Source organism: Bacilliculturomica massiliensis (genome assembly GCF_900605495.1).
GTDB lineage: Bacteria > Bacillota > Clostridia > Peptostreptococcales > Anaerovoracaceae > Bacilliculturomica > Bacilliculturomica massiliensis.
Genome location: NZ_LR027603.1, coordinates 1426881 through 1450668, shown reverse-complemented (window position 1 = coordinate 1450668; position 23788 = coordinate 1426881). Strand labels below are relative to the sequence as shown.

General features: G+C 53.8%; 20 protein-coding genes. 11 read left to right on the top strand and 9 right to left on the bottom strand.

The genetic code is table 11. From position 1 onward, the window contains the following. The first annotated feature begins 52 nt into the window (after nucleotides 1-52). The 6 genes from spoIVA to E0E37_RS15820 all read left to right on the top strand — a co-directional run bounded on the left by spoIVA (nucleotide 53) and on the right by E0E37_RS15820 (nucleotide 6137). Entirely contained in the window at nucleotides 53-1522 is a 1470-nt protein-coding gene (gene spoIVA / locus E0E37_RS15845) for a stage IV sporulation protein A (RefSeq protein ID WP_330548611.1), read from the top strand. 231 nt (nucleotides 1523-1753) lie between these two features. Next, on the top strand, nucleotides 1754-2059 hold the full coding sequence (locus E0E37_RS15840) for a DUF6506 family protein (RefSeq protein WP_130863950.1): 306 nt from the start codon (nucleotides 1754-1756) through the stop codon (nucleotides 2057-2059). A gap of 304 nt (nucleotides 2060-2363) precedes the next feature. Next, nucleotides 2364-2576, top strand: a complete 213-nt coding sequence (locus E0E37_RS15835) for a FeoA family protein (RefSeq protein WP_130863949.1) — start codon at nucleotides 2364-2366, stop codon at nucleotides 2574-2576. A 231-nt stretch (nucleotides 2577-2807) separates the two neighbouring features. After that, the gene (gene feoB / locus E0E37_RS15830; RefSeq protein ID WP_130863948.1) at nucleotides 2808-4829 is read left to right on the top strand and encodes a ferrous iron transporter B; all 2022 of its coding nucleotides are present in this window, start codon (nucleotides 2808-2810) and stop codon (nucleotides 4827-4829) included. Between the two features lie 12 nt (nucleotides 4830-4841). Continuing rightward, nucleotides 4842-5057, top strand: coding sequence for a FeoB-associated Cys-rich membrane protein (locus E0E37_RS15825; RefSeq protein WP_130863947.1), 216 nt, complete (start codon nucleotides 4842-4844; stop codon nucleotides 5055-5057). Between the two features lie 96 nt (nucleotides 5058-5153). Further along, the gene (locus E0E37_RS15820; RefSeq protein WP_130863946.1) at nucleotides 5154-6137 is read left to right on the top strand and encodes a lipoate--protein ligase; all 984 of its coding nucleotides are present in this window, start codon (nucleotides 5154-5156) and stop codon (nucleotides 6135-6137) included. Nucleotides 6138-6231: 94 nt separating this feature from the next. Here the strand turns inward: E0E37_RS15820 and E0E37_RS15815 are convergent, their stop codons facing one another. The 4 genes from E0E37_RS15815 to E0E37_RS15800 form a co-directional block, all read right to left on the bottom strand. After that, nucleotides 6232-6651, bottom strand: coding sequence for a DMT family transporter (locus tag E0E37_RS15815; protein WP_330548593.1), 420 nt, complete (start codon nucleotides 6649-6651; stop codon nucleotides 6232-6234). A 100-nt stretch (nucleotides 6652-6751) separates the two neighbouring features. Then, nucleotides 6752-7528 (bottom strand): ABC transporter ATP-binding protein, encoded by a 777-nt coding sequence (locus E0E37_RS15810; RefSeq protein ID WP_130863944.1) that lies wholly within the window; start codon nucleotides 7526-7528, stop codon nucleotides 6752-6754. Nucleotide 7529: 1 nt separating this feature from the next. Next, nucleotides 7530-8546 carry an ABC transporter permease gene (locus tag E0E37_RS15805; protein ID WP_246019758.1) on the bottom strand — a complete coding sequence of 339 codons (1017 nt, stop codon included), beginning with the start codon at nucleotides 8544-8546 and terminating at the stop codon, nucleotides 7530-7532. Between the two features lie 108 nt (nucleotides 8547-8654). Further along, complete coding sequence (locus E0E37_RS15800) at nucleotides 8655-9734, bottom strand: ABC transporter substrate-binding protein (protein WP_246019757.1); 1080 nt, start codon at nucleotides 9732-9734, stop codon at nucleotides 8655-8657. 741 nt (nucleotides 9735-10475) lie between these two features. Between E0E37_RS15800 and E0E37_RS15795 the strand changes: the two genes are divergently transcribed. Together E0E37_RS15795 and E0E37_RS15790 are read left to right on the top strand one after the other, a co-directional pair. Then, nucleotides 10476-11696, top strand: a complete 1221-nt coding sequence (locus E0E37_RS15795) for a M20 family metallopeptidase (RefSeq protein WP_165445401.1) — start codon at nucleotides 10476-10478, stop codon at nucleotides 11694-11696. 24 nt (nucleotides 11697-11720) lie between these two features. Further along, on the top strand, nucleotides 11721-13121 hold the full coding sequence (locus tag E0E37_RS15790; RefSeq protein ID WP_130863942.1) for a YfcC family protein: 1401 nt from the start codon (nucleotides 11721-11723) through the stop codon (nucleotides 13119-13121). 115 nt (nucleotides 13122-13236) lie between these two features. Here the strand turns inward: E0E37_RS15790 and E0E37_RS15785 are convergent, their stop codons facing one another. From E0E37_RS15785 to trxA, 3 genes are all read right to left on the bottom strand, one after another. Next, a complete protein-coding gene (locus E0E37_RS15785; protein WP_130863941.1) occupies nucleotides 13237-14040 on the bottom strand; it encodes an IclR family transcriptional regulator in 804 nt (267 codons plus the stop codon). 120 nt (nucleotides 14041-14160) lie between these two features. After that, nucleotides 14161-15621, bottom strand: a complete 1461-nt coding sequence (cls, locus tag E0E37_RS15780) for a cardiolipin synthase (protein WP_207302977.1) — start codon at nucleotides 15619-15621, stop codon at nucleotides 14161-14163. Between the two features lie 39 nt (nucleotides 15622-15660). Next, complete coding sequence (trxA, locus tag E0E37_RS15775; protein WP_130863940.1) at nucleotides 15661-15984, bottom strand: thioredoxin; 324 nt, start codon at nucleotides 15982-15984, stop codon at nucleotides 15661-15663. Between the two features lie 468 nt (nucleotides 15985-16452). Here trxA and E0E37_RS15770 point away from each other — a divergent pair, with 468 nt between their 5' ends. Beyond that, complete coding sequence (locus E0E37_RS15770; RefSeq protein WP_130863939.1) at nucleotides 16453-17694, top strand: serine hydroxymethyltransferase; 1242 nt, start codon at nucleotides 16453-16455, stop codon at nucleotides 17692-17694. Between the two features lie 129 nt (nucleotides 17695-17823). On the opposite strand, the gene E0E37_RS15765 is transcribed toward E0E37_RS15770, so the two are convergent. After that, on the bottom strand, nucleotides 17824-18621 hold the full coding sequence (locus E0E37_RS15765) for a hypothetical protein (protein ID WP_130863938.1): 798 nt from the start codon (nucleotides 18619-18621) through the stop codon (nucleotides 17824-17826). A gap of 311 nt (nucleotides 18622-18932) precedes the next feature. Next, nucleotides 18933-19802 carry a muramidase family protein gene (locus E0E37_RS15760; protein WP_130863937.1) on the bottom strand — a complete coding sequence of 290 codons (870 nt, stop codon included), beginning with the start codon at nucleotides 19800-19802 and terminating at the stop codon, nucleotides 18933-18935. A gap of 213 nt (nucleotides 19803-20015) precedes the next feature. On the opposite strand from E0E37_RS15760, the gene E0E37_RS15755 reads away from it, so the two are divergent. Both E0E37_RS15755 and clpB read left to right on the top strand, forming a co-directional pair. Beyond that, nucleotides 20016-20771: a site-2 protease family protein gene (locus tag E0E37_RS15755; protein ID WP_130863936.1), complete on the top strand. Its 756-nt coding sequence runs from the start codon at nucleotides 20016-20018 to the stop codon at nucleotides 20769-20771. Between the two features lie 409 nt (nucleotides 20772-21180). Beyond that, complete coding sequence (gene clpB / locus E0E37_RS15750) at nucleotides 21181-23766, top strand: ATP-dependent chaperone ClpB (RefSeq protein ID WP_130863935.1); 2586 nt, start codon at nucleotides 21181-21183, stop codon at nucleotides 23764-23766. Nucleotides 23767-23788 lie beyond the last annotated feature (22 nt).

Below are 23788 nucleotides of genomic sequence, written 5' to 3'. Positions count from 1 at the left end.
TGCGGCACAGGATAGAAAACCGGCGGCAAGGGGAGGTTTTATTTTGAGTGATATGAACATATATGAAAGCATTGCGAAGCGTTCACAGGGCGACATCTACGTGGGGGTAGTGGGTCCTGTGCGCACGGGTAAATCCACGTTTATCAAGCGGTTTATGGATCTGATGGTCCTGCCCAACGTGGCCAATCAGTACGTGAAGCAGCGGATACAGGACGAACTGCCGCAGAGCGGAAGCGGCCGCACGATCATGACGACGGAGCCCAAATTTGTGCCTGCGGAAGCCGTGGCTCTGGAGCTTCCCGGCAATGTGAACTGCCGGGTGCGTCTGGTAGACTGTGTGGGTTATCTGGTGACCAGCGCGCTGGGACACATGGAGGACGGCACGCCCCGGATGGTCAGCACGCCCTGGTCCACAGAACAGATGCCCTTTGCACAGGCTGCGGAGATGGGGACGGAGAAGGTGATCCGCGATCATTCCACCATCGGTATTCTGGTGACCACAGACGGTTCCATCGGAGACATTGACAGGGACAGCTACACGGCGGCGGAGGAACGGGTCGTCAAGGAACTCAAAGAGCTGGGAAAACCATTCGTCATCGTGCTGAACACCCTGGAACCGAAAGGCAGAGCCGCTAAAGATCTGCGCAGCAAGCTGGAGTCTCAATACCAGGTGCCTGTCATTCCGGCGGACTGCCGCAAAATGAGCCAGGATACGCTGAACGAGATCCTGGCCGACACCCTCTACGAATTCCCCGCATCCCAGATCAGTTTCCGGCTGCCGGGTTTCATCGAAGGACTGGGCAACGATCACTGGATCAAGGCTACGCTGATCAACAACATCCGCGAATGGAGCAAGACCTTTGACAATATCCGCGATATCCGCAGCACCATCGGATCTCTGGCAGACGGCACTGTTATACAGAGCGTGGATGTGAGGAACATGGATCTTGGAAGCGGCAATATCGACGTGGAGATGACAGAAGTGAAGGGCCTGTTCTATCAGGTGATCGGCGAGATCATGGAATGCGAGGTGGAGAACGACTACAAATTCTTTACGCTCATCAAGGAGTTCTCTCAGGCGAAAAAGTCCTACGACAAACTGAAGGCCGCCATGGAGCAGGTCGAGGATTCCGGCTACGGCATCGTCCAGCCGAAGCTGTCCGAGATGGTCCTGGAGGAACCGGAGATCTTTAAACAGGGCAGCAAATTCGGCGTCAGGCTGAAGGCGAAAGCGCCCTCCTTACATATCATCAAGACGGACATCACCACAGAGGTCTCTCCCGTGGTGGGCAGCGAAAAGCAGAGCGAGGATCTGATCAAATATCTGCTGGCGGAATTTGAGAACGATCCCTCCGCTATCTGGGAGACGAATATCTTTGGGAAATCTCTGTACGAGATGGTGACCGAGCAGATGGAAAACAAGCTGTCCAATGTACCGGACCACATCCGGGCGAAGGTACAGCGTTCGCTGCAGAAGATCAGCGACGAAGGCAAGGAATATTTTATCTGCATCGTGCTTTAAGCCCGCCCACAGCGGTGAACAGAGTCCGGGAACCCCGGCGACGGGCAGAGCAGTGAACGAAGCGGAGCGGAATGGGGCCGGACGCCGGGGAAGGGCGTCCGGCCTCTGACGTAATTCCTGTTTTGCGGGATTGCGGGAAAGGGATATCGTTGTTATAATGATAGGATAAGTTACATCGCCATCGGAACAGGGCGGAAGGGCATCTTTGTTTCAGACCGCCGGGAGGGAAATATGAAAAGAAAGATCGTGTTTATGTTCGTGAATGGAGATATCAAGGAAGCGCAGCGCACGGTAATGGATGTGGGCGCTAACGGTGAGATGATCATCATCGGAGTGGGAAACTACGCTATGGCCTGTGAAGAGGCGCTGAAAGCGGCCGATGAGGGTGCGAAATGCATCGAGCTCTGCGGAGGTTTCGGAACCATCGGACACGCCAGAGTGACGGAGGCCGTGGAAGGGAAGTGCCCGGTGGGCGTGGTGCGCTTCGACAATCACCCCGGCTATGATGGAGCTTCCGGCGATACCAAGTGGATGTAGCGGCACGGGTGAAAAAAATTCCAGAAAAAATGGCCGTTTGGTATTGACAGAATGCCGCCCGCAGTGGTAAACTGCAAATGTTGAAAGGGTTAGCTTATACTAACCCTTATAAAAAACACGATGGTTAGCATATTCTAACCATGCCCGCGGTCCGTCAACTATTGACTGAACGTTTTTTTCCGGTCAGATAGTCCGATAAACGGCGGCCGCGGGCTTTTTCCCGGTCAATAGGGGCGGCATGAAAATGTCAGGGGACAAAAGAATGGTTATGGTCAACAACGTGTTTGAAAGGCGGATACACAATATGGATTTGACTTATGCACAGGAAGGAAAGGAATATATCATTCGTGAGATCGCAACGGATGATGAAGAATTAGATTCGTTTCTATTTACGCTGGGATGTTACAGCGGCGAGCCGGTCACCGTGGTTTCCCGAACCAGGAACGGCTGCGTTATCTCTGTCAAGGATGGCAGGTATAACATCGATCACCAGTTGGCATCGGCCATCTTGATCTGAATGATCGGCCGCCGGCGTCCGGCTTTTTATCGTATAGGAAATATTGTTCGTTGATATTTCCGTATGTTTCAAAAAAGGTTGCCTTGTGAAAGTGAGCCCATAGGGCGAATCAGTTTTCGAAGGGAACTTTTTTATGAACGTTGGGTTAGTGAATGCTAACTCGTGTGCGGCGACTGCGGGATACATGTGATAAATTTCAGTGTAACGTAATTTTGAGAGGAGGATCAAACAATGAGAATTGCTTTTGCAGGCAATCCTAACAGCGGTAAGACGACGATGTACAACGCCCTTACCGGAAGAAACGAACGAGTGGGAAACTGGGCGGGCGTTACCGTGGAAAAGAAGGAAGCGGCCATTAAGAAAAACTATTGCGCCGGAGGAGAGGAACTGGTGGCAGTCGATCTTCCCGGAGCTTATTCCATGTCTCCCTTTACTTCTGAGGAGAGCATCACCAGCAGCTATGTCAGAAACGAACGACCGGACGTCATTATCAATATCGTAGACGCTACGAATCTGAGCCGCAGCCTGTTTTTCACCACACAGCTGCTGGAACTGGGCGTCCCGGTGGTCGTCGCGCTGAATAAAAGCGATATCAATGAGAAGAAGGGCACCAGTATCGATTCTGTGGCGCTGTCCGATCAGTTGGGCTGTCCTGTGGTAAATACCGTTTCCACGTCGGCTTGCGGACTGGAGGAGGTGGTCCAGGCAGCCGTGTCATTAAAAGGCAAGAGCCAGAAGGCGCCCTATGTGCAGACAGGCGTGGATCTGACCGACAAACATGAGGTAGAAAAAGCGGACCGCAGGCGTTTTGAGTTTGTGAACAGGATCGTTCCCAAGGTAGAGACGCGCAGGACGCTGACGAAGGAAAGAAATGTTCAGGACCGTATCGACAATATTTTGACCAACCCTGTGATCGGTCTGATCATCTTTGCCGGCGTGATGTTTCTGGTATTTCAGATATCCCAGGCATGGGCCGGTCCCTGGTTTGCGGACCTTCTGACAGGCCGGATCGATGCCTTCGGAGAAGCGGTGGGCGGATGGATGGAAAGCTCCTCTCCCTTCCTGCAGTCGCTGGTGGTCGACGGCATAATCGGCGGCGTGGGAGCGGTCATTGGTTTCCTGCCGCTGGTCATGGTCATGTACTTCCTGATCGCGCTCCTGGAGGACTGCGGATACATGGCGCGGGCAACTGTGGTTCTCGATCCTATTTTCAAGAAGGTAGGTCTGTCCGGCAAATCGGTCATTCCCTTTATCATCGGCACCGGCTGTGCGATCCCCGGAGTTATGGCCTGCCGGACCATCCGCAACGAGCGTGAACGCAGAGCCACCGCCATGCTGACCTCTTTCATGCCCTGCGGCGCTAAGCTTCCTGTGATCGCGCTGTTTGCAGGCGCCTTCTTCGCCGACGCCTCCTGGGTAGGCACGCTGATGTATTTCGTGGGTATATTCCTGATCCTGGCGTGCGCGCTGCTCGTCAATACGCTGGCCGGTTATAAGGTGAGAAAGTCTTACTTTATTATTGAACTGCCCGAATATAAGACGCCCAGTCTGATCCGCGCGTTTTACTCCATGTGTGGACGGGGATGGGCCTACATAGTCAAAGCGGGGACGATCATTCTGGTCTGCAATACGCTGGTCCAGATCATGCAGAGCTTCAACTGGCAGCTTCAGGTGGTGGAAGAGGGGATGGAAAACACCTCCATTCTGGCCTCCGTGGCAGGGCCCTTCGCCTATCTGCTGATCCCCATCGTCGGTTTCCACGCGTGGCAGCTGGCCGCCGCGGCGGTGACCGGGTTTATCGCAAAAGAAAATGTGGTCGGCACACTGGCTGTCTGCTATGGTATCTCCAACTTCATCAATACGGATGAGCTGGCGTTGATGGATGGGGCGGGTTCCAGCGTTGCCGCCGTGTTCGGTCTGACCAAAGCGGCCGCGCTGGCCTACCTGATGTTCAATCTGTTCACGCCTCCCTGCTTTGCCGCCATCGGCGCAATGAATTCTGAAATGAAGAGTGCCAAGTGGCTCTGGGGCGGCATCGGTCTGCAGCTTGGCGTCGGATATGCTGCGGGTTTTCTGGTCTATCAGATCGGTACGCTGGCCGCCACCGGCACGGTAGGAGGCGGATTTGTTCCCGGACTGACGGCGGTTCTCGCCATGGCGGCTGTGATCATTTATCTGATCCGGAGAACCAATCGCCGTCTGGCTGCGGAATACGAGCTGGAATCAAATTCTGCGTCAAGAAGTGCGGCGTAAGGAGGAGGTCTTATGACAGATATTATCGTTGTCGTCATTCTTGCTGTTCTCATCGGAGCGGCGCTGAGATACATCATCAAGTCAAAGAAAAGCGGCGCCAGATGCATCGGCTGTTCAGCATGTGAATGCCACTGCAAACATCCGCAGAAAACGCCGGAAAAGCCGCCTATGGCCCAGAGAGCCCACAGCGAACAAAGCCCATGCCGCTGCCATGGGGACGAAAAATAACGGGACAGGAGCCAGAGAGGTGCGGATACAGCGTAAGGATTGTACATTATTATCATGTGTGATATGCTGTTAAAAACATGATAAAGGAGCACCGATATGTATCTGACAAAAAATCTGAGCACTGATCCATATTTCAATATGGCGGCGGAGGAGTATTTCCTTGATCGATTTGACGGCGATCTGATCATGCTGTGGCGAAACGACAAGACCGTGGTAGTGGGTAAGAATCAGAACACGGCGGAGGAAGTGGACGCTTCTTACGCGGAACGCAGCGGCATCGCCGTGGTGCGCCGCCTGTCGGGAGGAGGAGCGGTTTTTCACGATCTGGGCAATGTGAATTATACGGTCATCGAGACGTTCAGGGATGGACTGTTCAGCAACTACGAATACTTTACGAAACCAGTGTGCGATTATATCCGCACGCTGGGAATCGACGCGGAGCTGTCGGGGAGAAACGATCTGCTCATCGACGGCATGAAATTCTGCGGCAACGCTCAGACAAAGAGGGGCGAAAAGTTCATGCATCACGGGTGTATTCTCTTTGCGGCAGATGTGGCTGATCTCTCCGGCGTGCTGACGCCCGGCAAGCTGAAGATCGAAAGCAAGAGCGTCAAATCTGTGCGCAGCCGGATCACCAACATCGCTTCTCATCTGGACAGACAGATGAGTGCGGAAGATTTCTTTAACGGTCTGTATGAATATTTTCTGAACACCAGTCCGGATGTGAAAGAATACGTGATCACAGAGGAAGATCAGCGGGCTATCGCAGAGTTGGCGAAGGATAAGTACGAGACATGGGAATGGAACTACGGCAGATCGCCGGCTTTTACGGCGGGGAACGCGAAAAAATATGAGTTCGGGATCGTGGACGCGCGTTTTACTGTGAGAGAGGGACGGATGGAAGAACTGCGGTTTTACGGGGATTTTTTCGGCGTCCGGGAGATCTCAGAGCTGGAAGACCAGCTGAGGGGCGTGCCCTATGAGCGCGCGGCGATCCTGAAGACGCTGGAAGGAAGCGGCCTGAGCGATTATATAGGCGGCATGACGCCGGAAGAGCTGACAGAGCTTCTGCTGGGCTGACGGGCTTTCGGCCTGTTTTCCCTGAGAGAGCAGGTGAAGGTACGGCCGGTCATGGGACGGCGGGACGGCGATTCACCGCCGTCCCGCCCGCCGGCTAACTTCGCTGCCATTTAAACAGCAGCACGCCGGCGATCATCACTGCGATCCCCACATACTTATTCCAGTCGAAGCTGACCTTTTCTGAACCGAACAGCCCGAAGGCGTCGATGATGGCAGCGACCAGAAGCTGTGAGATCAGTATGATCGAGATGGCGTAAGTGGGGCTGAGATTCCCGATCCCCAGCATCACCGTCACCGTGATGATCAGTCCCAGAACGCCGCCCAGCCAGTATACCTTGCTGGCCTGGGTCAGCTGCATGATGTCTCCTTTTCCCAGGATGAACATGGCGGCCAGAGCCAGCACAAAGGCCGTGCCCTGAACGAACATGTTCGATTCATACAATCCGATCTTTTCTGACAGGCGCGTATTGAACACGCCCTGAAAACTCATAGCCGCGCCGGCTACAATACTCATAATAACTCCAAGCATAAAAAAAATCACCTCAGGAATAGTGTTCCTTGAGGTGGTTTTTTTATTACATCTTAAATTTCGAATGCTGATATTTTAGCGCAGATTATTTCAGCAGCATGCGGTCGTTGGCGATATCAAACTGTTCCACCAGCATCTCCACTGTCATATTGTCGCGGTCGCGTCCTTTCAGATCCATGATGATCCGTCCGCTGTCCATCAGGATGGTACGGCTGCCGTGGGCCAGGGCGTCGGACATGTTGTGGGTGATCATCAGCGTGCACATACTGTTGGAATCGGCGAAGCGGTCGGTGAGATCCAGCACCTTTTTTGCTGTTCCCGGGTCCAGCGCCGCCGTGTGCTCATCCAGAAGGAGAAGCTTGGGGCCGGAAAGCACGGCCATGAAGAGGGTGAGGGCCTGACGCTGGCCGCCGGACAGCAGTTTCACTTTTTGCGTCATGCGGTCTTCCAGTCCCATGCCAAGAAGAGACAGCCGCTGTCTAAATTCTTCCCGGTCTTTCTTCGTGATCCCTTTCTGAAAGCCCCGGCTTTTATTTTTGCAGGCCGCGATGGCCAGATTCTGTTCGATGGTCATATCGAAGGCGGTTCCCTTCATGGGATCCTGAAACACGCGTCCGATGTAGCGTGAACGCCTGTGCTCAGGAAGCCGGGTGATGTCCATGGTATCCAGATAGATCCGTCCGGAATCTGCCCGCTCCACGCCGGAAATGCAGTTCATGAGGGTGGATTTTCCGGCGCCGTTGCTCCCGATGATGGTGATGAATTCGCCTTCTCTGACCGTGAGGTTCAGATCGTTTAAGGCGATCCTCTCATTCACGGTACCGATGTTGAATCGTTTGCTCAGATTTTGGATTTTAAGCATTTTATTCACCGTCCTTTCCGCTGTTCTCCCCGGCAGAGGACGAGCGCGCCGGGTTCCTGCGTGAGGAGGGGACAGAGGAGGATCCGCGGACAGAAACGTCGCCCTGGCCCAATATGGTTTTTTTCTTTTTGCGTCCGGGCAGCATATCGCTGACAGCGCCGCTGGCAAGGGCGATGGTGACGATGACCGCGGAAGTCAGCTTCAGGTCGGTGGAAGGCATGCCGGAGTTCAGGGCGACGGCAAGGACCAGCCGGTAGAGCACCGCACCCGCGGCCACGGCGAAGAGACGAAGGAGCAGGGGCATGTTTCTGAAGATCACGCCGAAGACCGCCTCGCCGATGATGACGGAGGCCAGGCCGATGACCACCATGCCGGTTCCCATATTGATGTCGGCGGTGGACTGATACTGGGCGAGCATACCGCCCGCCAGTCCCACGAAGGCGTTGGAGAGAGAGATGCCCAGAAGCCGCATGGCGCTGCTGTCCACGCCGGCGGAACGCACCATGTATTCGTTGTCTCCCGTGGCCCGCAGAGCGAAGCCCAGACGAGTGTTCAGAAACAGATAAAACAGTATGATAACTAAGATCAGAACGCCGATCCCGATCAGACAGCCGGAGTAAGGCGTGTTGAGAACAGATCTGGCGTTCTTATAGATCGTGGGACTCTGGGTCAGGGGAATGTTGGCCCTCCCTCCCAGGATCCGCAGATTGACGGAATAGAGGCCCAGCATGACAAGGATACCGGCCAGAAGCGCTTCGATCTTCAGCTTCGTATTGAGCAGGGCCGTTACCGCGCCGGCCAGTCCGCCGGCCACAAAAGAGAGCAGAAGCCCCAGCACAGGGCTTCCCAGCGTGCTGCACACCACGGCGGACACGGCTGAGCCGGTGACGATACTTCCGTCCACGGTCAGATCCGGCGTGTTCAGCGTCCGGAAGGAGAGAAATACGCCCAGGGCCAGTATGGCGTATATAAGGCCGAGCTCCACGGAGCCGACCACTGCGGTAAATGACATAAACATGTTTGCCTCCATTACGCCGCAAATGACACAGGAACGCCTGTGCCATCTGCAGATTATTTTTCTCATCGTACCGGCGGGACGTTCATCAGCCCGTCAGCCGGCCGGGTATTACTCCGTCTTGTTGATCGCCGCGTCCGCGTCGGTGAAGACGGTGGCGTTGTCCAGAACGTCCTGGGGGAATGTCACGCCGATGCGCTTTGCGGTGTCGGTGTTCACATAGATATTCAGATCCTTCATGGTCATTACGTCGATGGTCCCAGGATCGGTCCCGTTGAGGATCTTTGTGACCATTTTCCCGGTCTCAGCGCCAAGAACTTCGTAGTTGATCCCAATGGTAGCAAGTCCGCCGTCCATTACCATGGAGTCGGCGCTGACGTAGAAGGGGATCTTTGCCTCATCCAGCGCCTGACAGATCACCGGCATATTGGACGCGATGGTATTGTCGATGGGAGCGTAGACGATGTCGACTTTTCCCATGAGAGAACTGGCGGCCTGCTGTACCTCGCTGGTGTTCATGACTGGAGCGTCCACAACAGTCAGACCGTTTTCAACGGCGTAAGCTTTCAGATCTTCGATGACGGAAAGGGAATTCGTCTCACCGGAATTGTAGATGGCGCCGATGGTCTTGAAATTCGGCGTGATCTGTGCCGCCAGATCCATGATCTGAGCGGCGGAGACGTAGTCGGAAGTCCCCGTGATGTTTCCTCCGGGCTGCTCCAGCGAAGTGACGACGCCGGCCTCGATAGGATCGGTGACCGCGGAGAACACAATGGGGATCTCCGTGGTCTCGCCCAGGGCCACCTGAGCGGAGGGGGTGGCGATGGCGATGATCAGATCGCAGCCTTTGGCCGTAAACTGCTGACAGATCGTCTTCAGGTTGCTGGGCTCACCGCCGGCATTCTGGTAATAAATATCGCAGGTCTGACCGTCGATAAAGCCGTCGTCGGCCATCTGCTTCAAAATAGAGGTGCGGATCATATCCAGTGAAGTATGCTCCTGGATCTGTACGATACCGATGAGCGGCCGGTCTGCGTTGCCGGAGCCGCCTCCGTTTCCGTCGCCGCCGCAGCCGGTGAAGGCCGCCAGGGCCAGCAGCATCACACAGAGGGCCAGCGCAAGTTTTCTGCGCCCTCTGCCCATGTTCTTTCTCTCCGCGTCTCTGTTTGTCATTCTCATTTTCATTTTCATTTTCTTTTCTCCTTTTCCTTTTCTGTTCGGCCCAAACTGTTTTCGCTGCTCTTTCCCTCCCCATCCTGCGGGAAAAAGAGAAAGGATGCGCCGAAACGCAGCGCGGACCTCTGTGGGGTTGTTGAAAAGGGTAATTTCTCTGCAAAGCGGCAGGGCAGCTGCGGAATCTGCGTAGGTCAGATCTGCCCACGCCGATATTTCCCGCTGAATAAAAAAAACACCGATCCTCATACAAGGACAAGTGTTGACCTGCGGTACCACCTTGTTTAATCCATCTCGCGGCAAAAGCGGAAGACAGATTCTCTCTGCAGAGTGCCATCACACCCTCAGCCCGATAACGCCGGCTCAAGCGTCTCAGCTACTTGAACTTCACATGGGGCGCAAAAACTCTCAACTGTGGATCCTGTCTTGCGGATCGTTTCTGCACACGGCCTGCTGTCCGTTCGCTTCGCCCTCGGAGGACCATTTATCTGCAACGTCATCTGTCCGGCTTGCACCGCCCCGGATTCGCTGTGAGACCGTTTTGCAGTTTTACTTCCCCGTCTTCGGTTTCCTGATATGAAAATATATTAGCACTGCTGCATAAGTCTGTCAACGATTTTGTGAAAATAGGCGGATGTCAATTTCAGGGGAGCATAACTTCATTTTTTACTTGCAATCTATCGGGGCTGTGATATAATACGTTTAAATTATGAACTTAATGTTCAAGATATGAACAAAAACGAAAAGGGGGGCGTTGAAATGGTTTGTCAGGATTATTCGGAAAAGCTGAAACCGTTGATCGACAGGGAAGAGTTGGCGGAGATGACCGGTGATCTGGTACGTATCCCGTCTTATGCTGGGATCAAAAATCAGGAAACGGAGGTGGCGCGCTACATAAAGAGTATTTTTGACCGGGAGGGCATTGAGTGCCGTCTGGACGAAGTCCAGGACGGGCGGTGCAATGTGACGGCCAGAATGATCGGAACAGGGGGCGGAAAGACTCTGCTGTTCAACGGGCACATGGATACGGTGGAGCCCAATGGAATGGAAAAAGCCTTTGAACCGGAGATCAGAGACGGAAATCTGTACGGCCGTGGGGCGGCTGATATGAAAGGACCGCTGGCCGCCATGATCGGAGCGATGCTGGCTCTGAAACGCGCGGGGATCCAGCTGAAAGGAGACGTGATCTTTACCGGCGTGCTGGATGAGGAGCACAACAGCATCGGCACCATCGACCTGATCGAGAAGGGGATAAAGGCCGACGGCGCCATCGTGGGAGAGCCCACAGGCCTGCAGGTCTGCACCGCCCACAGAGGATTGGAATGGTACCGTTTTCAGTTCATCGGAAAAACAGTGCACGGCGGCAGACAGAAGGAGGGAATCAACGCCATCGCCAAGGCGGTGAGGTTCATCAACGCCCTGGAGGAAGAGCTGATTCCGAAAATTTACGCGAGAAAGCACCCGCTGCTGGAGGAAGCTACGCTGAACTACGGGGTGATACACGGCGGGACGCAGCTGTCCACTGTGGCGGGCGAATGCAATCTGTATGTGGACCGGCGGTTTCTGCCCGGTGAGAATTACGAGGAGGTGGAAGGGGAATTCCGGGAGATCCTTCACAGACTGGAACGAGAAGATAAGGACTTCAAATGCATCATGAGCGTTACGGAAGAGAGCGCCATGAAAGAAGGGTATGTGCACAAGGCGATGGAGATATCTGCGGACCACCCGCTGGTACAGGCTGTGAGACAGGCGGTGAAAAGCGCCGTAGAGCAGGATGCGGTCATGAGCTTCTTTCCGGCGTGGACAGACGGCGGCCTGCTGAGCAACTACGCCGGAATACCTACCGTCGTCATCGGTCCGGGAGAGATCGCCTGTTGTCATTCCAACGACGAACACATTTCAATAAAAAGTCTGGAGGACGGCTGCCTCTCTTACGCGCTGGCGGCAGTGAGCTTCTGCGGTGTAAACGGTGAAAAATGACGGAGAACATGAGGAGGTGTTCAGATGGAAACGTTGAATAAAAAGAAATTTCAGGTTCCTCACGTGTATATTATCATCATGGGTATCGCATTGATCTGTATGATACTGACCTATCTGGTACCGGCAGGTATGTACGACCGGGTGGTCAACGAGGCGGGCAGAGAGGTGGTGGACCCGGGATCGTTCCATTTCATCGCGCAGACGCCCCAGAATCTGTTTCAGTATTTCCAGTCCTTCCATCAGGGGCTGGTGGAGATGGCGGGAATTATTTTCTTTCTGTTTATCGTAGGCGGATGTTTTGCCGTAGTGGAAGGGACGGGAGCGATCGAAGCCGTCCTGTGCAAGATCACTCAGCTGATGGCCGGGAAAGAGCGGATCGTCATACCGTTCATCATGTTCGCCTTCGCTGTGGGAGGAGCTACCTTCGGTATGGCGGAGGAGGCCCTGCCTTTTATTCCGATCATGGTGACGCTGGCTATCTCTCTGGGATTCGACTCCATGACCGGAGCGGCCATGGTCCTGGTAGGATGCAGCGCGGGATTCGCAGGCGCTTTTCTCAGCCCGTTTACGGTGGGAGTGGCCCAGGGGATCGCAGGCCTTCCCATGGCCTCCGGAATGGGTCTTCGCATCGTACTGTTTTTCTGCATGTGTCTGCTGATGATCGGATTTGTCTATATCTACGCAGGAAAGGTGAAGAAGAATCCACTGAAAAGCTCCATGTATGAGATCGACGCGGCCAGAGAAGATAAGCTGGACTTGTCCAACCTGAAGCAGATGACAAAGGCCCACGTGATCATCCTGCTTATCGTAGCGGCCTCGATCATCACGTTTACCGTGGGCGTGGTGAAATTCGGCTGGTACTTCAAAGAACTGTCCGCCGTTTTCCTGATCATGGCCGGCCTGAGCGCGGCGGTAGGCGGTCTTGGCCTGAACGGTTTTGCCGAACATCTGACGAAGGGAATGGCCACTCTGGCCAGCGGAGCCATCATCGTGGGCTTTGCCAGAGCCATACTGGTACTGATGACCGATGGAGGCATCATAGACACGATCCTGTTTTACACATCCAATCTGGTGGCAGGTCTGTCTTCCAATGTGGCCGCTGTGGGGATCTATATCTTCCAATGTTTTCTCAACTATCTGGTGCCCTCCGGCTCCGGTCAGGCCGCGGTCTCCATGCCGATCCTGGCGCCGCTGTCAGATATCGTAGGCGTGACCCGTCAGACTGCAGTGCTGGCGTATCAGCTGGGAGACGGCATTTCGAACATTTTTACTCCCACTTCCGGATACTTTATGGCCGGTCTGGCCCTGGCCAAGATACCGTGGGAGAAGTGGGCGAAATGGATCCTTCCGTTGATCCTGCTGGAATATCTCATGGGCGCGATCTTCGTAGTCATTGCAAACACTATCGGCTACGGACCGTTCTGATGATCACGGAATAAAAGACCCCGGCAGCGCGCTGCGCTGCCGGGGCTTTCCGTACCTTTTGGCGGAACGTGGACCGTACCGGAGCGGCCGTCTCACAGGGGCGGCGCGGCGGCGATCATGGAAGGTACTTTTCCAATTCCTTTTTATAACTCAGGAGGATATTGCGTATGTTCACCAGTTTTTCCTCCCAGCCGTCGTCGCGGAAAAAGGCCACGGCGACGCAGGCCTTTATCTTCCCCCTTTTGTCAAAGAGGGGAACGCCGGCTCCAAGAATATCGATCCCCAGTTCATCAATGCTTTCGGAATAACCCTGGGCCCGAATGCGGCTGTATTCCTCCAGCAGTTCCTCTTTCTCCGTCAGGGTGCGCGGACAGGTCTTTTCAAAAGTCTGCGTATCCAGAAAACGATCGATGTACTCTGGGTCCTGATAGGCCATGATGCACTTTCCGTAGTTTCCCTTATTGACCGTAAAGTATCTGCCCGGCACATCGTTCAGCTTCATAGGCTGATGGACTTCGATCTCGAAGATGGAAATGATCTTGTCACCGTCCTTTACGGCCATGCCCACGGATTCTTTCGTAATATCGGAGATCTCCGAAAGAATATCCTGGATCTTATTGCTGTAATTGTGATTGTAGAGATAGGTAGCCCCGATATGATACATGCCGGGCCCGATCTTATACCGGTCTGTCTCAGATTCATAGACCACCAGGTGGTGGCTTTCCAGAGTCCGCAGCATCCGGTAGACAGTAGACCGGTTGAAACCGGTTTTCTGAGCCAGAGCCTGCACTTTATATTCATAGGGGTCGGAACCGAGGGTCTCCAGAATAATCAGCGCTTTGTCGATGCTCGTAAGGGATTCCTTTTCGGCATTGACCTTGTCGGGCGAAACTTTTTGACTGCGCGTTTCACGATCCATACTAAATCCTTTCTTTCAGTACGACAGCCCGCCTGTCTTCCGACCGGCCCGCCGTATTTTGCCGTACCTGTCCTTTGCGTATCCTTTGCCGTGTCCGTGCCTGTGTCATCGCTGTCTTTCCTAAAGCAGATCCGAGAGCAGCCGGGCGATGGATTCCTTGAATTTGATCAGCAGAGAACGGCTGCGGTATTCCTGCCGGGTGAGCTGATGCGAGCGGGCGATGTCCATCTCAAAGATCGCTTCCATTTTATATGCTTCCGCGCTGTCGTAAATAAAGGCGTTGGCTTCGAAGTTCAGATAAAAGCTGCGGATATCGAAATTGGCCGAACCCACAGAGGTCACTTCGCCGTCCACCGTGATGGTCTTGGCGTGGAGGAAGCCGTCCTCGTAGATATAGATCCTGGCGCCGGCGTTCAGCAGAATGCCTACGTAAGAGTAGGTGGCCCAGTATACGAAAATGTGATCCGGCTTGCAGGGGATCATGAGCCGAACGTCCACGCCGGACAGCGCCGCCATCTTCAGGGCCTCCAGAATGCTGTCGTCAGGCACGAAGTAGGGCGTTTGAATATAAATATTTTTCTTGGCGGAGGAGATCATTTTCAGATAAGCCAGCTTCACTTCTGTCTGAGGCGTGTCCGGGCCGCAGGAAACGATCTGAATGCCCGTGTGTCCCGTCTCCGGCGGCGCGGGATAAAAGGCGTGGGAAATGACCAGGTTTTCTCCGGAAGCAAAACGCCAGTCCAGAATGAACCGGGCGTCCATATCCTGTACGGCGCCGCCGGTAATGCGCAGGTGCGTGTCGCGCCAGTTGCCGAACTTCTTCACTTTCCCCACATACTCGTTTCCCACGTTGAAACCGCCCATATAGCCGATCCGACCGTCGATCACCACCAGCTTGCGGTGGTTTCTGTAGTTGAGCTTCATATTGATATACTTGAACTTGGGAGGAAAGAAAAAGGCGTAATGGCCGCCGGCTTCCGTCAGCTTTTCAAAGTGGCGGGGGGAGAGGCGGCGGCTGCCCATGGCGTCCACCAGGACGCGGACCTCCACTCCTTCGGCCGCTTTTTTTACCAGAGCGTCAAGCAGCGCGCGGCCCACGCTGTCCGGCTTCAATATGTAATACATTACATTGATGCTGGTCTCCGCCCGCTCGATATCTTCGATCAGACTGGAAAACTTGTGCTTTCCGTCCGTTAGGATCGTAATGTGGTTGTCCTGGGTGAAATAGGAGCTGCCGTATACCTGATTCAGGCGGATCATGTCCTGCCATTTTTTCGATTCAGGTCCTGCGAAAGGGAAGGTGTTGTTCCGAATATCCGTCATCTGTTCATAGAGAGAGGTACTGATGTTGGCCTCCTCGAACTTTGAGAGACGAAAAATTTTCTGACGCGCGATGTTCTGGGAAAAGAACGCATAAAAAAGAATACCCACGCCTGGAAGCAGAAAGAGTATCATGATCCAGGCCAGGGTCTTCGAAGGTTCTTTTCGTTCCAGAAAAAGTACCGTAAATGCGATCAGGAAGTTCAGAACATATATAAATGTGAGAAATGACGACATATCAAACATATGGGAAGGCCACATAAAAGTCTCCTTATCATCCGAAACATCCGACTGCAGGACTTACAGAAGCGCTTTTACCTTTTCTTCCAATGCTGCGGCGGTGACAGCGCCGGTCACGCGTTCCATCTCACGGCCGTCTTTGATAAACAGCAGAGTGGGGATAGAGAGTACCTGATTGGAAACGGCCAGTTTCTTCTGTTCGTCGATGTTGAGCTTGCAGAAATTCACCTGGTCGCCGTATTTATCTGCGATCTCGTCGTAGACGGGAGCCAGCATCTGACAGGGTCCGCACCAGTCCGCATAGAAGTCGATGACTATGGGACGGCCGGCGGTGAGTTCCGCTTCAAAATTTTCTTTTGTTAAGTAAGTGATCTTATCTGACATTGTATAATTCCTCCTGTGTGTTTCTTATCTCAGCTAATATCATACTTGACCGGCTGCAGGCCGTCATGGCACGATCCGCCCATGGCGTCCGCCGCGCACAGAATCGGTATCATATCGCTCTTCGAATATTATACCACAATTCCGTCAGGGAAAACCTCAAAATTACTGTTTTTCGTCTGGCTGGACATGCGGATCGGAAATAAACCGGAACATTTTAAAAAGAAATAAAAATTATATACGATACGTAACGAATGTTATGAGACAAATCTATAAAAATATAAATAAATATTGTGTTTTCAACGTACATTTTGTATAATAATCACATCGCATCGCCGTGGGAAAGCGTTTATCCTCATGGCGAAAAGAAGCGGCAGACGGAATCATGAAAAGAGCAGCCGGCGCCGGGATCTTTCGGCGTTGGGCTGAAATGGAAGAGAATCAATGAAAGAGAATCAAAGGAGGCGGAACATGTATTTCAACAGATTGGATGCGGCTGACCCTGAGCTGTCACAGGTGATCAGGGAGGAGATGGACCGGCAGGAGAACAAGCTTGAGCTCATCGCGTCTGAGAATTTTACCAGCGCGGCGGTGATGGAAGCCTGCGGCAGCGCGCTGACCAACAAGTATGCGGAAGGGTATCCGGGCAAGCGGTACTACGGCGGCTGCGAGTGCGTGGACAAGGCGGAAAACCTGGCCATCGCCAGAGCGAAGAAGATCTTCGGCGCGGAGCACGTAAACGTACAGCCCCACTGCGGTTCCAGCGCCAACATCGGCGTTTACACAGCGCTGCTTGAGCACGGCGACACGGTCCTGGGCATGGACCTCTCCAACGGCGGGCATCTGACTCACGGCTCCCCGGTAAACCTGTCCGGCAAGAGCTATCATTTCGTTTCCTATAAGATCGATCCTGAAACAGAGCGCATCGACTACGACAATGTGAGAGAGCTGGCGCTTCAGCACAAGCCCAAGCTCATCGTCGCGGGATACAGCGCTTATCCCAGAGTGCTGGATTTTGAGAAATTCCGGGAGATCGCCGACGAGGTCAACGCCATCCTGATGGTGGATATGGCTCATTTTGCCGGACTGGTGGCGGCGGGGCTCCATCCCAATCCGGTGGAATACGCAGACGTTGTGACCACCACCACACACAAGACGCTTCGGGGGCCCAGAGGCGGAATGATCCTCTGCAGAGAGCAGTATGCCAAGGCCATCGACAAGGCGATCTTCCCCGGCATGCAGGGCGGCCCGCTGATGCACATCATCGCCGGAAAGGCTGTCTGCCTGAAGGAAGCCGGAACGCCGGAATTTGCTGAATACCAGAAACAGGTCATGGCCAACGCCAAGACGCTGGCCGACGAACTGATGGCCAGAGACTTCCAGCTGGTATCCGGCGGCACCGACAATCATCTGCTGCTGGTCAAACTGACCAACAAGAACATCACCGGAAAAGAGGCGGAGCACCTGCTGGACGAGGCCAATATCACCACCAACAAAAACAGCATTCCCGACGATCCCGCCGGTCCCTTTGTGACGAGCGGCATCCGTCTGGGCAGCCCGGCTATGACCACCAGAGGCTTCAAGGAAGCCGATTTCGCCAAGGTGGCGGAGGCCATCGCACTGGTGCTGGATCATCCCGGCGACAAGGAATATGAAGCAAAGGCAAAGGCTATCGTGAAAGAACTCTGCGACGCTCATCCGCTGTACAAGTAGAAGGGCGCTGAAAGAAACTGCATTTTGCAGGACGCAGAGCAGCAGATAAAAACAAGATCAGAATCAAACGCCCCCGGGCAGACAGCGCAAGGAGATCTCGCAGTCTGTTCCGGGGGCGCTGCCGATTATTTAAGTAATCCTGTTATAAATGCAATAGGGAAGGTCATACTCATTTGTCCCGCCGTTCACATAGTATTCGATTTTTGGAGACAGCAGGATGACCTTATATTCATCAGAGACGGCGTCTTTGTCCAATTCGATCGAGAGTTCGACGGTATCATTCGTCTCCAGGTTTATCTGTTTTACATCATCGCTGTCGTAAGGAACGCCATTGATGGTCCAAAGGCAGGATTTCACAGCGCGCTGAAATTCTCCGCAGGAAACGGAGGCGATGGAGATGGGCGTTTCAGCGTTGGTTTTGATCGTTGCATTATACATTGTAAATTCTTTTGCCAGCGCATAATTTGAGATTATGTCGAAATCTTCATTCTCAGAAGAGTGAATACGGATCGGTCCAACGTCATACTGTTTTTCATCAATTTCTATTTTTTCAAGTTTGAGATCCAAATTTTTATTTACATTTAAATACAGGGTCAATTCGCACAAACCTGTTTTCGCGTCGATCAGGGTTATGTGATGGTCGATAATTTCTACGTCAGAATTGTTGAATGAAATCTTCGGACCTTTTCGATTATTTTCTTCTTCTATATTTTTTTTGCTGGAATCCGTATTAAAATAAAAATTCAATATATATCTGGTATCCGGTGGTATGAAAATATCGCCGGTGCTTTTCACAAACGATGTTTTTTCATTTAATATTGGGACGGCTGGAGCGTTGGAAGATGATTTGACTATGACAAATATTGCAAATAGAAAAGCACATACTAAAAAAATACTTATTGCTGCCATTCTCCTTCGCTTGACCATTTTGATCCCTCCCTGTTTTATTAAATTGGATTAAAACTATTTTCCCCCCATGAAGTTGCGTTCTCCCTTACAGACAGTATACAACAAATTCAGTTAAATTGCCCCATGGCAGCACATTTTCTTTCCTGTTTGTGCTGAGATATCATGGATAAGAGATCGGCGGTCTGTTACTCATCCAATAAAAAGCAATATGCGAAAAGCCGGTCCTGCGGCGGCAGATGGAAATTGAAGGGACGACAAAACCCCGCGGTCACGGCAGGCCGCGGGGTTTTTAACGGGTCGGTCAAAAGTCAGGCTCATACAGCGCGCTGTTATCTGGGTATACAGATGATCGTGCCCGCTCTTGTGAAATCGGCGGTGGTCATATCGGGATTGGCCATGAGCAGAGTGTCCGCCACAATGCCGTATTTCCGACTGATGGAATCCAGCGTGTCGCCGGCCTGGATGGTGTAAGTGCACATTTCCCCATCGTCTTCGGTCTCGCCGTCCTTATAGGGAATGCAGAGCGTCAGCGTTTCCAGGGAACCCTCAAAATCGATATCCGGATTGGCTGCTAAAAGCTGACCGTAAGTAATGTCGAAGCGGTCCAGAATTCTCGTCAGCGTGTCGCCTCTCTGGGTCATGTAGGGTCTGCCGTATTTGCAGGAGGGCAGAGAGGGCGTGGGAAGGATGGGATTGCCGTTTCCGGGCGGGGTGGCCGGGGGAGCCACAGGCGCGTCGGCCGGCGGGAAGTTGGGAATACACAGCTGCTGTCCGATCTTCAGATTGTACGGATCGATATTGGGATTGGCTCTCATGATGACAGCCAGCGGGACCTGGTACTTTTTCGCGATCATGTAGAGCGTGTCGCCCTTGGCGATGGTGTGCATTTTTCCGTCGCACACGGGAGCCGGCGTTCCGCTGCCATTGTTATTCCCGCTGTTGTTGCCGTTGTTGTTTCCGCTGTTTCCGCCGCCGGCGCTGTCGCGGCCGGGGATGCAGATCTTCTGACCGATCTTCAGATTGTACGGATTCAGGATACGGTTGACCTGCATGAGTACGGCCACAGGTACGCCGTAAGCCTGAGAGATGGCGTATAGGGTGTCTCCGGCTTTCACGGTGTAAACTTCCACACACGAATAATTCGGGGGAAGCGAAGGGCTCTGCGGAAAGTCAGGACACTTGTAAGTATCATATGCCATGACGGTATCACCTCAATTCTTAATGTTGGCCTGACGTTTCGGGCATACGGGCATAGCGTTTCCGAAACGTATGACTTTATCGCTATATATTATTTGAAAGCGGCCGTTTTTGTGATAGAATAGATTAATTATTTTTTTGTTTTCGGACGGTGGCAAAGCGCCGGACTGCTCCGGGGCAAAACAGACACAAATTAAGAAGAGAGGGAAATTGGTTTGAGAAGGTTTTTCAATAATCCGTTTATCATCGTACTGTTCGTCATTTTGGCTGTGGATCCCATCATGACGCTTCTGACCGGCGGACCTGCGGCGTTCATGAACTGGTTCATGGATGAACTGCTGTTTCTCCCGGCCATCATCATCGGGCTTTCTTTTCACGAGTACGCCCACGCCCAGGCCGCGGATCTGTGCGGGGACGATACGCCCAGACTGCAGGGCCGGGTGACCATCAATCCGGCGGCGCATATCGATCCCATGGGTTTTCTGGCGCTGATCTTTATCCACTTTGGCTGGGGGAGGCCGGTGGAGATCAATCCGCGGAACTTCAAACATACGAAAAGAGACGAGATCATCGTGGGTCTGGCCGGCGTCACCATGAATCTTTTCCTTGCGGTGGTCTTCGGCGGTATCATCAAGCTCATCACCGTGCTGATGCCGGGATTTCTGTTCGCAAGCGGATTCGGCGGCCGGGTGGGCTACATGCTGATGCAGATCGTCTGGGTGAACGTCATGCTCATGCTCTTCAATCTGCTGCCCATACCGCCTCTGGATGGATTCAACGTAGCGGCCCAGATCTTCAACTTCCGCTACAAAAGCATTTACTACACCTTGTATGAGCACAGCATGCTGATCCTCATGGTGGTAGTCGTGTTCAACATTCCCGGCAAGATACTGATTCGTCCGCTGATCCTCATCTGCGAGCTGATCATGAACGTTCTGTTCGGGGTGCCGCAGTGGATGTGGCTGATGTAAAGAAAAGATTGAAGCAGGCTTCCGCATTTGAGGGGGCCTGCTTTCGCGTTACGGAAGTTTCATCCGCCGCCGATGCGGAATAGTTGCTTCATTCCAATGTTTAGTAAAAGACTTTTCGGGTATATTAGAGGTATGAACGCGGTGATATGCCCAAATGGGTAAAATGATGGAAGGACGAACGTCAAGCAGTTTTAAGTGTAAACAACGGCTTGTCGTTTTCAATTTCGGACACAGTTTTGTCCGGCTGCCGGCGTGGAACCGATCCGCCGGCGCCAGGGGCTGGAGCGCCGCTGCTCTTTCTGCGGGCGGGCGGCCGGGAAAGGGCATGCCGGGCAGAACAGGCGGAAAACGGGATGGTCCGCGGTCAGAAAGGTATTGGAAAAGAGAAAACAGTAAAGGAGTGAGCACTATGAATTTTGAAAAATGGACGGAAAAAGCACAGGGAGCTGTGGTGGAATGCCAGAATATCGGCGTGCAGGACGGCCACCAGCAGCTGGACGGCGAACATCTTCATATGGCGCTGCTGCAGCAGCAGAACGGCTTGATCCCGAAGCTCCTGGGATATATGGGGATCAGCGTGGGGGACGTGGAACGGGATCTGCAGGAGGCGCTGGACAAGCTGCCGAAGGTGCAGGGCGGCGGCGATTCCATGTATTCCTCCAGGAGACTGAATCAGCTGCTGCTGAACGCGGAAAAGATCGCGGAGGATTTCAAGGACGAGTACGTCAGCGTGGAGCATCTCTATCTGGCACTGCTGGACGAGAAGAACACGCCTTCCGCGCGGATCTTTGCAAAGTACGGCATGACCAGGGACGGCTTTTTAAAGGCTCTGGAAAAGGTGAGAGGAAATCAGAGAGTGACCAGTCAGAACCCGGAGGACAACTACGAGGCTCTGGAGAAATACGGAAGGGATCTGGTAGATCTGGCCCGAAAGGGGAAGCTGGATCCGGTCATCGGCAGAGACGCGGAGATCCGCCATACGATCCAGATCCTGTCGAGAAGAACGAAGAACAATCCGGTGCTCATCGGAGAGCCGGGCGTGGGCAAGACTGCAGTGGTCGAAGGTCTTGCTCAGCGGATCCTTAACGGGGATGTTCCTGAAGGACTTAAGGATAAGACGATCTATGCGCTGGATATGGGCGCGCTGATAGCGGGGGCGAAATTCCGGGGCGAGTTCGAGGAGCGGTTAAAGGCGGTGCTCAACGAGATCGAGAAGTCCGACGGCCGGATCATCCTCTTTATCGACGAGATCCACAACATCGTGGGGGCCGGAAAGACGGAGGGGTCCATGGATGCGGGCAATCTGCTGAAGCCGAAACTGGCCAGAGGCGAGCTGCACTGTATCGGCGCCACCACCCTGGACGAGTACAGAAAATATATCGAGAAGGACGCCGCTCTGGAGCGCCGGTTCCAGAAGGTACTGGTGGATCAGCCCACGGTGGAGGATACGATTTCCATTCTCCGCGGGCTGAAGGAGCGTTTTGAGATACACCACGGCGTGCGGATCACCGACAACGCGCTGATCGCCTGCGCCACATTGTCCGACCGCTATATCAGCGACCGCTTCCTTCCCGATAAGGCCATCGACCTGATGGACGAGGCGGCGGCCATGATCCGGACGGAGATCGACAGCATGCCGGCGGAACTGGACGAGAGCGCCAGAAAGATCATGCAGCTGGAGATCGAGAAGCAGGCTCTGGGCAAGGAGAGCGACGGGGCTTCCAAAGCGCGGCTGGCCAACATCGAAAAGGAGCTGTCGGAGCTGAAGGAACAGAACGCCGGCATGCGGGCCCAGTGGGAGCAGGAGAAGATGGCCATCACGGACCAGAAGGCCACGAAGCAGAAAATAGAAGAGATCCGCCACGAGATGGAAGAGGCGGAACGCAATTACGATCTGGAACGGCTGGCCCAGCTGAAGTACGGGACGCTGCCCGAGCTGGAAAAGAAGCTGGAAGAAGAGAAGGAGAAGGCCTCCGAAGCGAAAGAGGGACGTCTGCTGAAGGAAGAGGTGGGCGAGGAAGAGATCGCCGAGATCGTTTCCAAGTGGACAGGGATCCCCGTGAGCAAACTGGTGGAAAGCGAGAGAGAGAAGCTGCTGCGTCTGGGAGCGATCCTGCACAGGCGCGTGATCGGCCAGGATGAAGCGGTGGAAGCCGTGTCGGAGGCGGTCCTGCGCTCCAGAGCCGGACTGAAGGACGCCAATCGTCCCATCGGATCCTTCATCTTTCTCGGCCCCACAGGCGTGGGCAAAACGGAGCTGGCGAAGGCGCTTTCGGAAGCCCTGTTTGACAGCGAGAAAAATATGATCCGTATCGACATGTCGGAATACATGGAGAAGCATTCTGTCTCCAGACTGGTAGGAGCGCCTCCGGGGTATGTGGGCTACGATGAGGGCGGACAGCTGACCGAAGCTGTCAGACGCAGGCCGTACAGCGTCATCCTCTTTGACGAGATCGAGAAGGCCCACCCGGACGTGTTCAACATTCTGCTGCAGCTGCTTGACGACGGCCGGCTGACGGACAATCAGGGCAGAACGGTGGATTTCAAGAATACCATCGTCATCATGACCTCCAATATCGGAAGCGCGTACCTGACGGATAATATCAGACAGGACGGGACCATCGACGAGGAGATCAAGACTCAGGTAGAGGAAGAAATGAAACGCCACTTCCGTCCGGAGTTTATCAACCGGATCGACGACATCGTGGTGTTCTCACCGCTGACGGAAGGTCAGATCGCGGAGATCATCGATATCGCCATGAAGCCGCTGATCAGAAAGCTGGAGGAGCGGAATATCGCGCTGACGCTGACTGCGGAGGCCAGGACGCTGATCGCTTCGGAGAGTTACACGCCCGCTTACGGCGCAAGACCGGTGAAGAGATATCTGCAGAAATATGTGGAGACCGAGCTGGCGGAAAAACTCATCCGCGGAGATATCAAAGACGGCGATTCTGTGGTGATCGGAGCGGAGAACGGCAGCCTTACGTTTCGCTGATAAAAGAACAAGATACACCCCG

Bases quoted from the DNA above. Each gene is read 5' to 3' on its own strand.
- spoIVA (WP_330548611.1), top strand. From the start codon at position 53: ATGAACATATATGAAAGCATTGCGAAGCGTTCACAGGGCGACATCTAC.
- E0E37_RS15840 (WP_130863950.1), top strand. From the start codon at position 1,754: ATGAAAAGAAAGATCGTGTTTATGTTCGTGAATGGAGATATCAAGGAA.
- E0E37_RS15835 (WP_130863949.1), top strand. From the start codon at position 2,364: ATGGATTTGACTTATGCACAGGAAGGAAAGGAATATATCATTCGTGAG.
- feoB (WP_130863948.1), top strand. From the start codon at position 2,808: ATGAGAATTGCTTTTGCAGGCAATCCTAACAGCGGTAAGACGACGATG.
- E0E37_RS15825 (WP_130863947.1), top strand. From the start codon at position 4,842: ATGACAGATATTATCGTTGTCGTCATTCTTGCTGTTCTCATCGGAGCG.
- E0E37_RS15820 (WP_130863946.1), top strand. From the start codon at position 5,154: ATGTATCTGACAAAAAATCTGAGCACTGATCCATATTTCAATATGGCG.
- E0E37_RS15815 (WP_330548593.1), bottom strand. From the start codon at position 6,651: ATGAGTATTGTAGCCGGCGCGGCTATGAGTTTTCAGGGCGTGTTCAAT.
- E0E37_RS15810 (WP_130863944.1), bottom strand. From the start codon at position 7,528: ATGCTTAAAATCCAAAATCTGAGCAAACGATTCAACATCGGTACCGTG.
- E0E37_RS15805 (WP_246019758.1), bottom strand. From the start codon at position 8,546: ATGTTTATGTCATTTACCGCAGTGGTCGGCTCCGTGGAGCTCGGCCTT.
- E0E37_RS15800 (WP_246019757.1), bottom strand. From the start codon at position 9,734: ATGAAAATGAAAATGAGAATGACAAACAGAGACGCGGAGAGAAAGAAC.
- E0E37_RS15795 (WP_165445401.1), top strand. From the start codon at position 10,476: ATGGTTTGTCAGGATTATTCGGAAAAGCTGAAACCGTTGATCGACAGG.
- E0E37_RS15790 (WP_130863942.1), top strand. From the start codon at position 11,721: ATGGAAACGTTGAATAAAAAGAAATTTCAGGTTCCTCACGTGTATATT.
- E0E37_RS15785 (WP_130863941.1), bottom strand. From the start codon at position 14,040: ATGGATCGTGAAACGCGCAGTCAAAAAGTTTCGCCCGACAAGGTCAAT.
- cls (WP_207302977.1), bottom strand. From the start codon at position 15,621: ATGTGGCCTTCCCATATGTTTGATATGTCGTCATTTCTCACATTTATA.
- trxA (WP_130863940.1), bottom strand. From the start codon at position 15,984: ATGTCAGATAAGATCACTTACTTAACAAAAGAAAATTTTGAAGCGGAA.
- E0E37_RS15770 (WP_130863939.1), top strand. From the start codon at position 16,453: ATGTATTTCAACAGATTGGATGCGGCTGACCCTGAGCTGTCACAGGTG.
- E0E37_RS15765 (WP_130863938.1), bottom strand. From the start codon at position 18,621: ATGGTCAAGCGAAGGAGAATGGCAGCAATAAGTATTTTTTTAGTATGT.
- E0E37_RS15760 (WP_130863937.1), bottom strand. From the start codon at position 19,802: ATGGCATATGATACTTACAAGTGTCCTGACTTTCCGCAGAGCCCTTCG.
- clpB (WP_130863935.1), top strand. From the start codon at position 21,181: ATGAATTTTGAAAAATGGACGGAAAAAGCACAGGGAGCTGTGGTGGAA.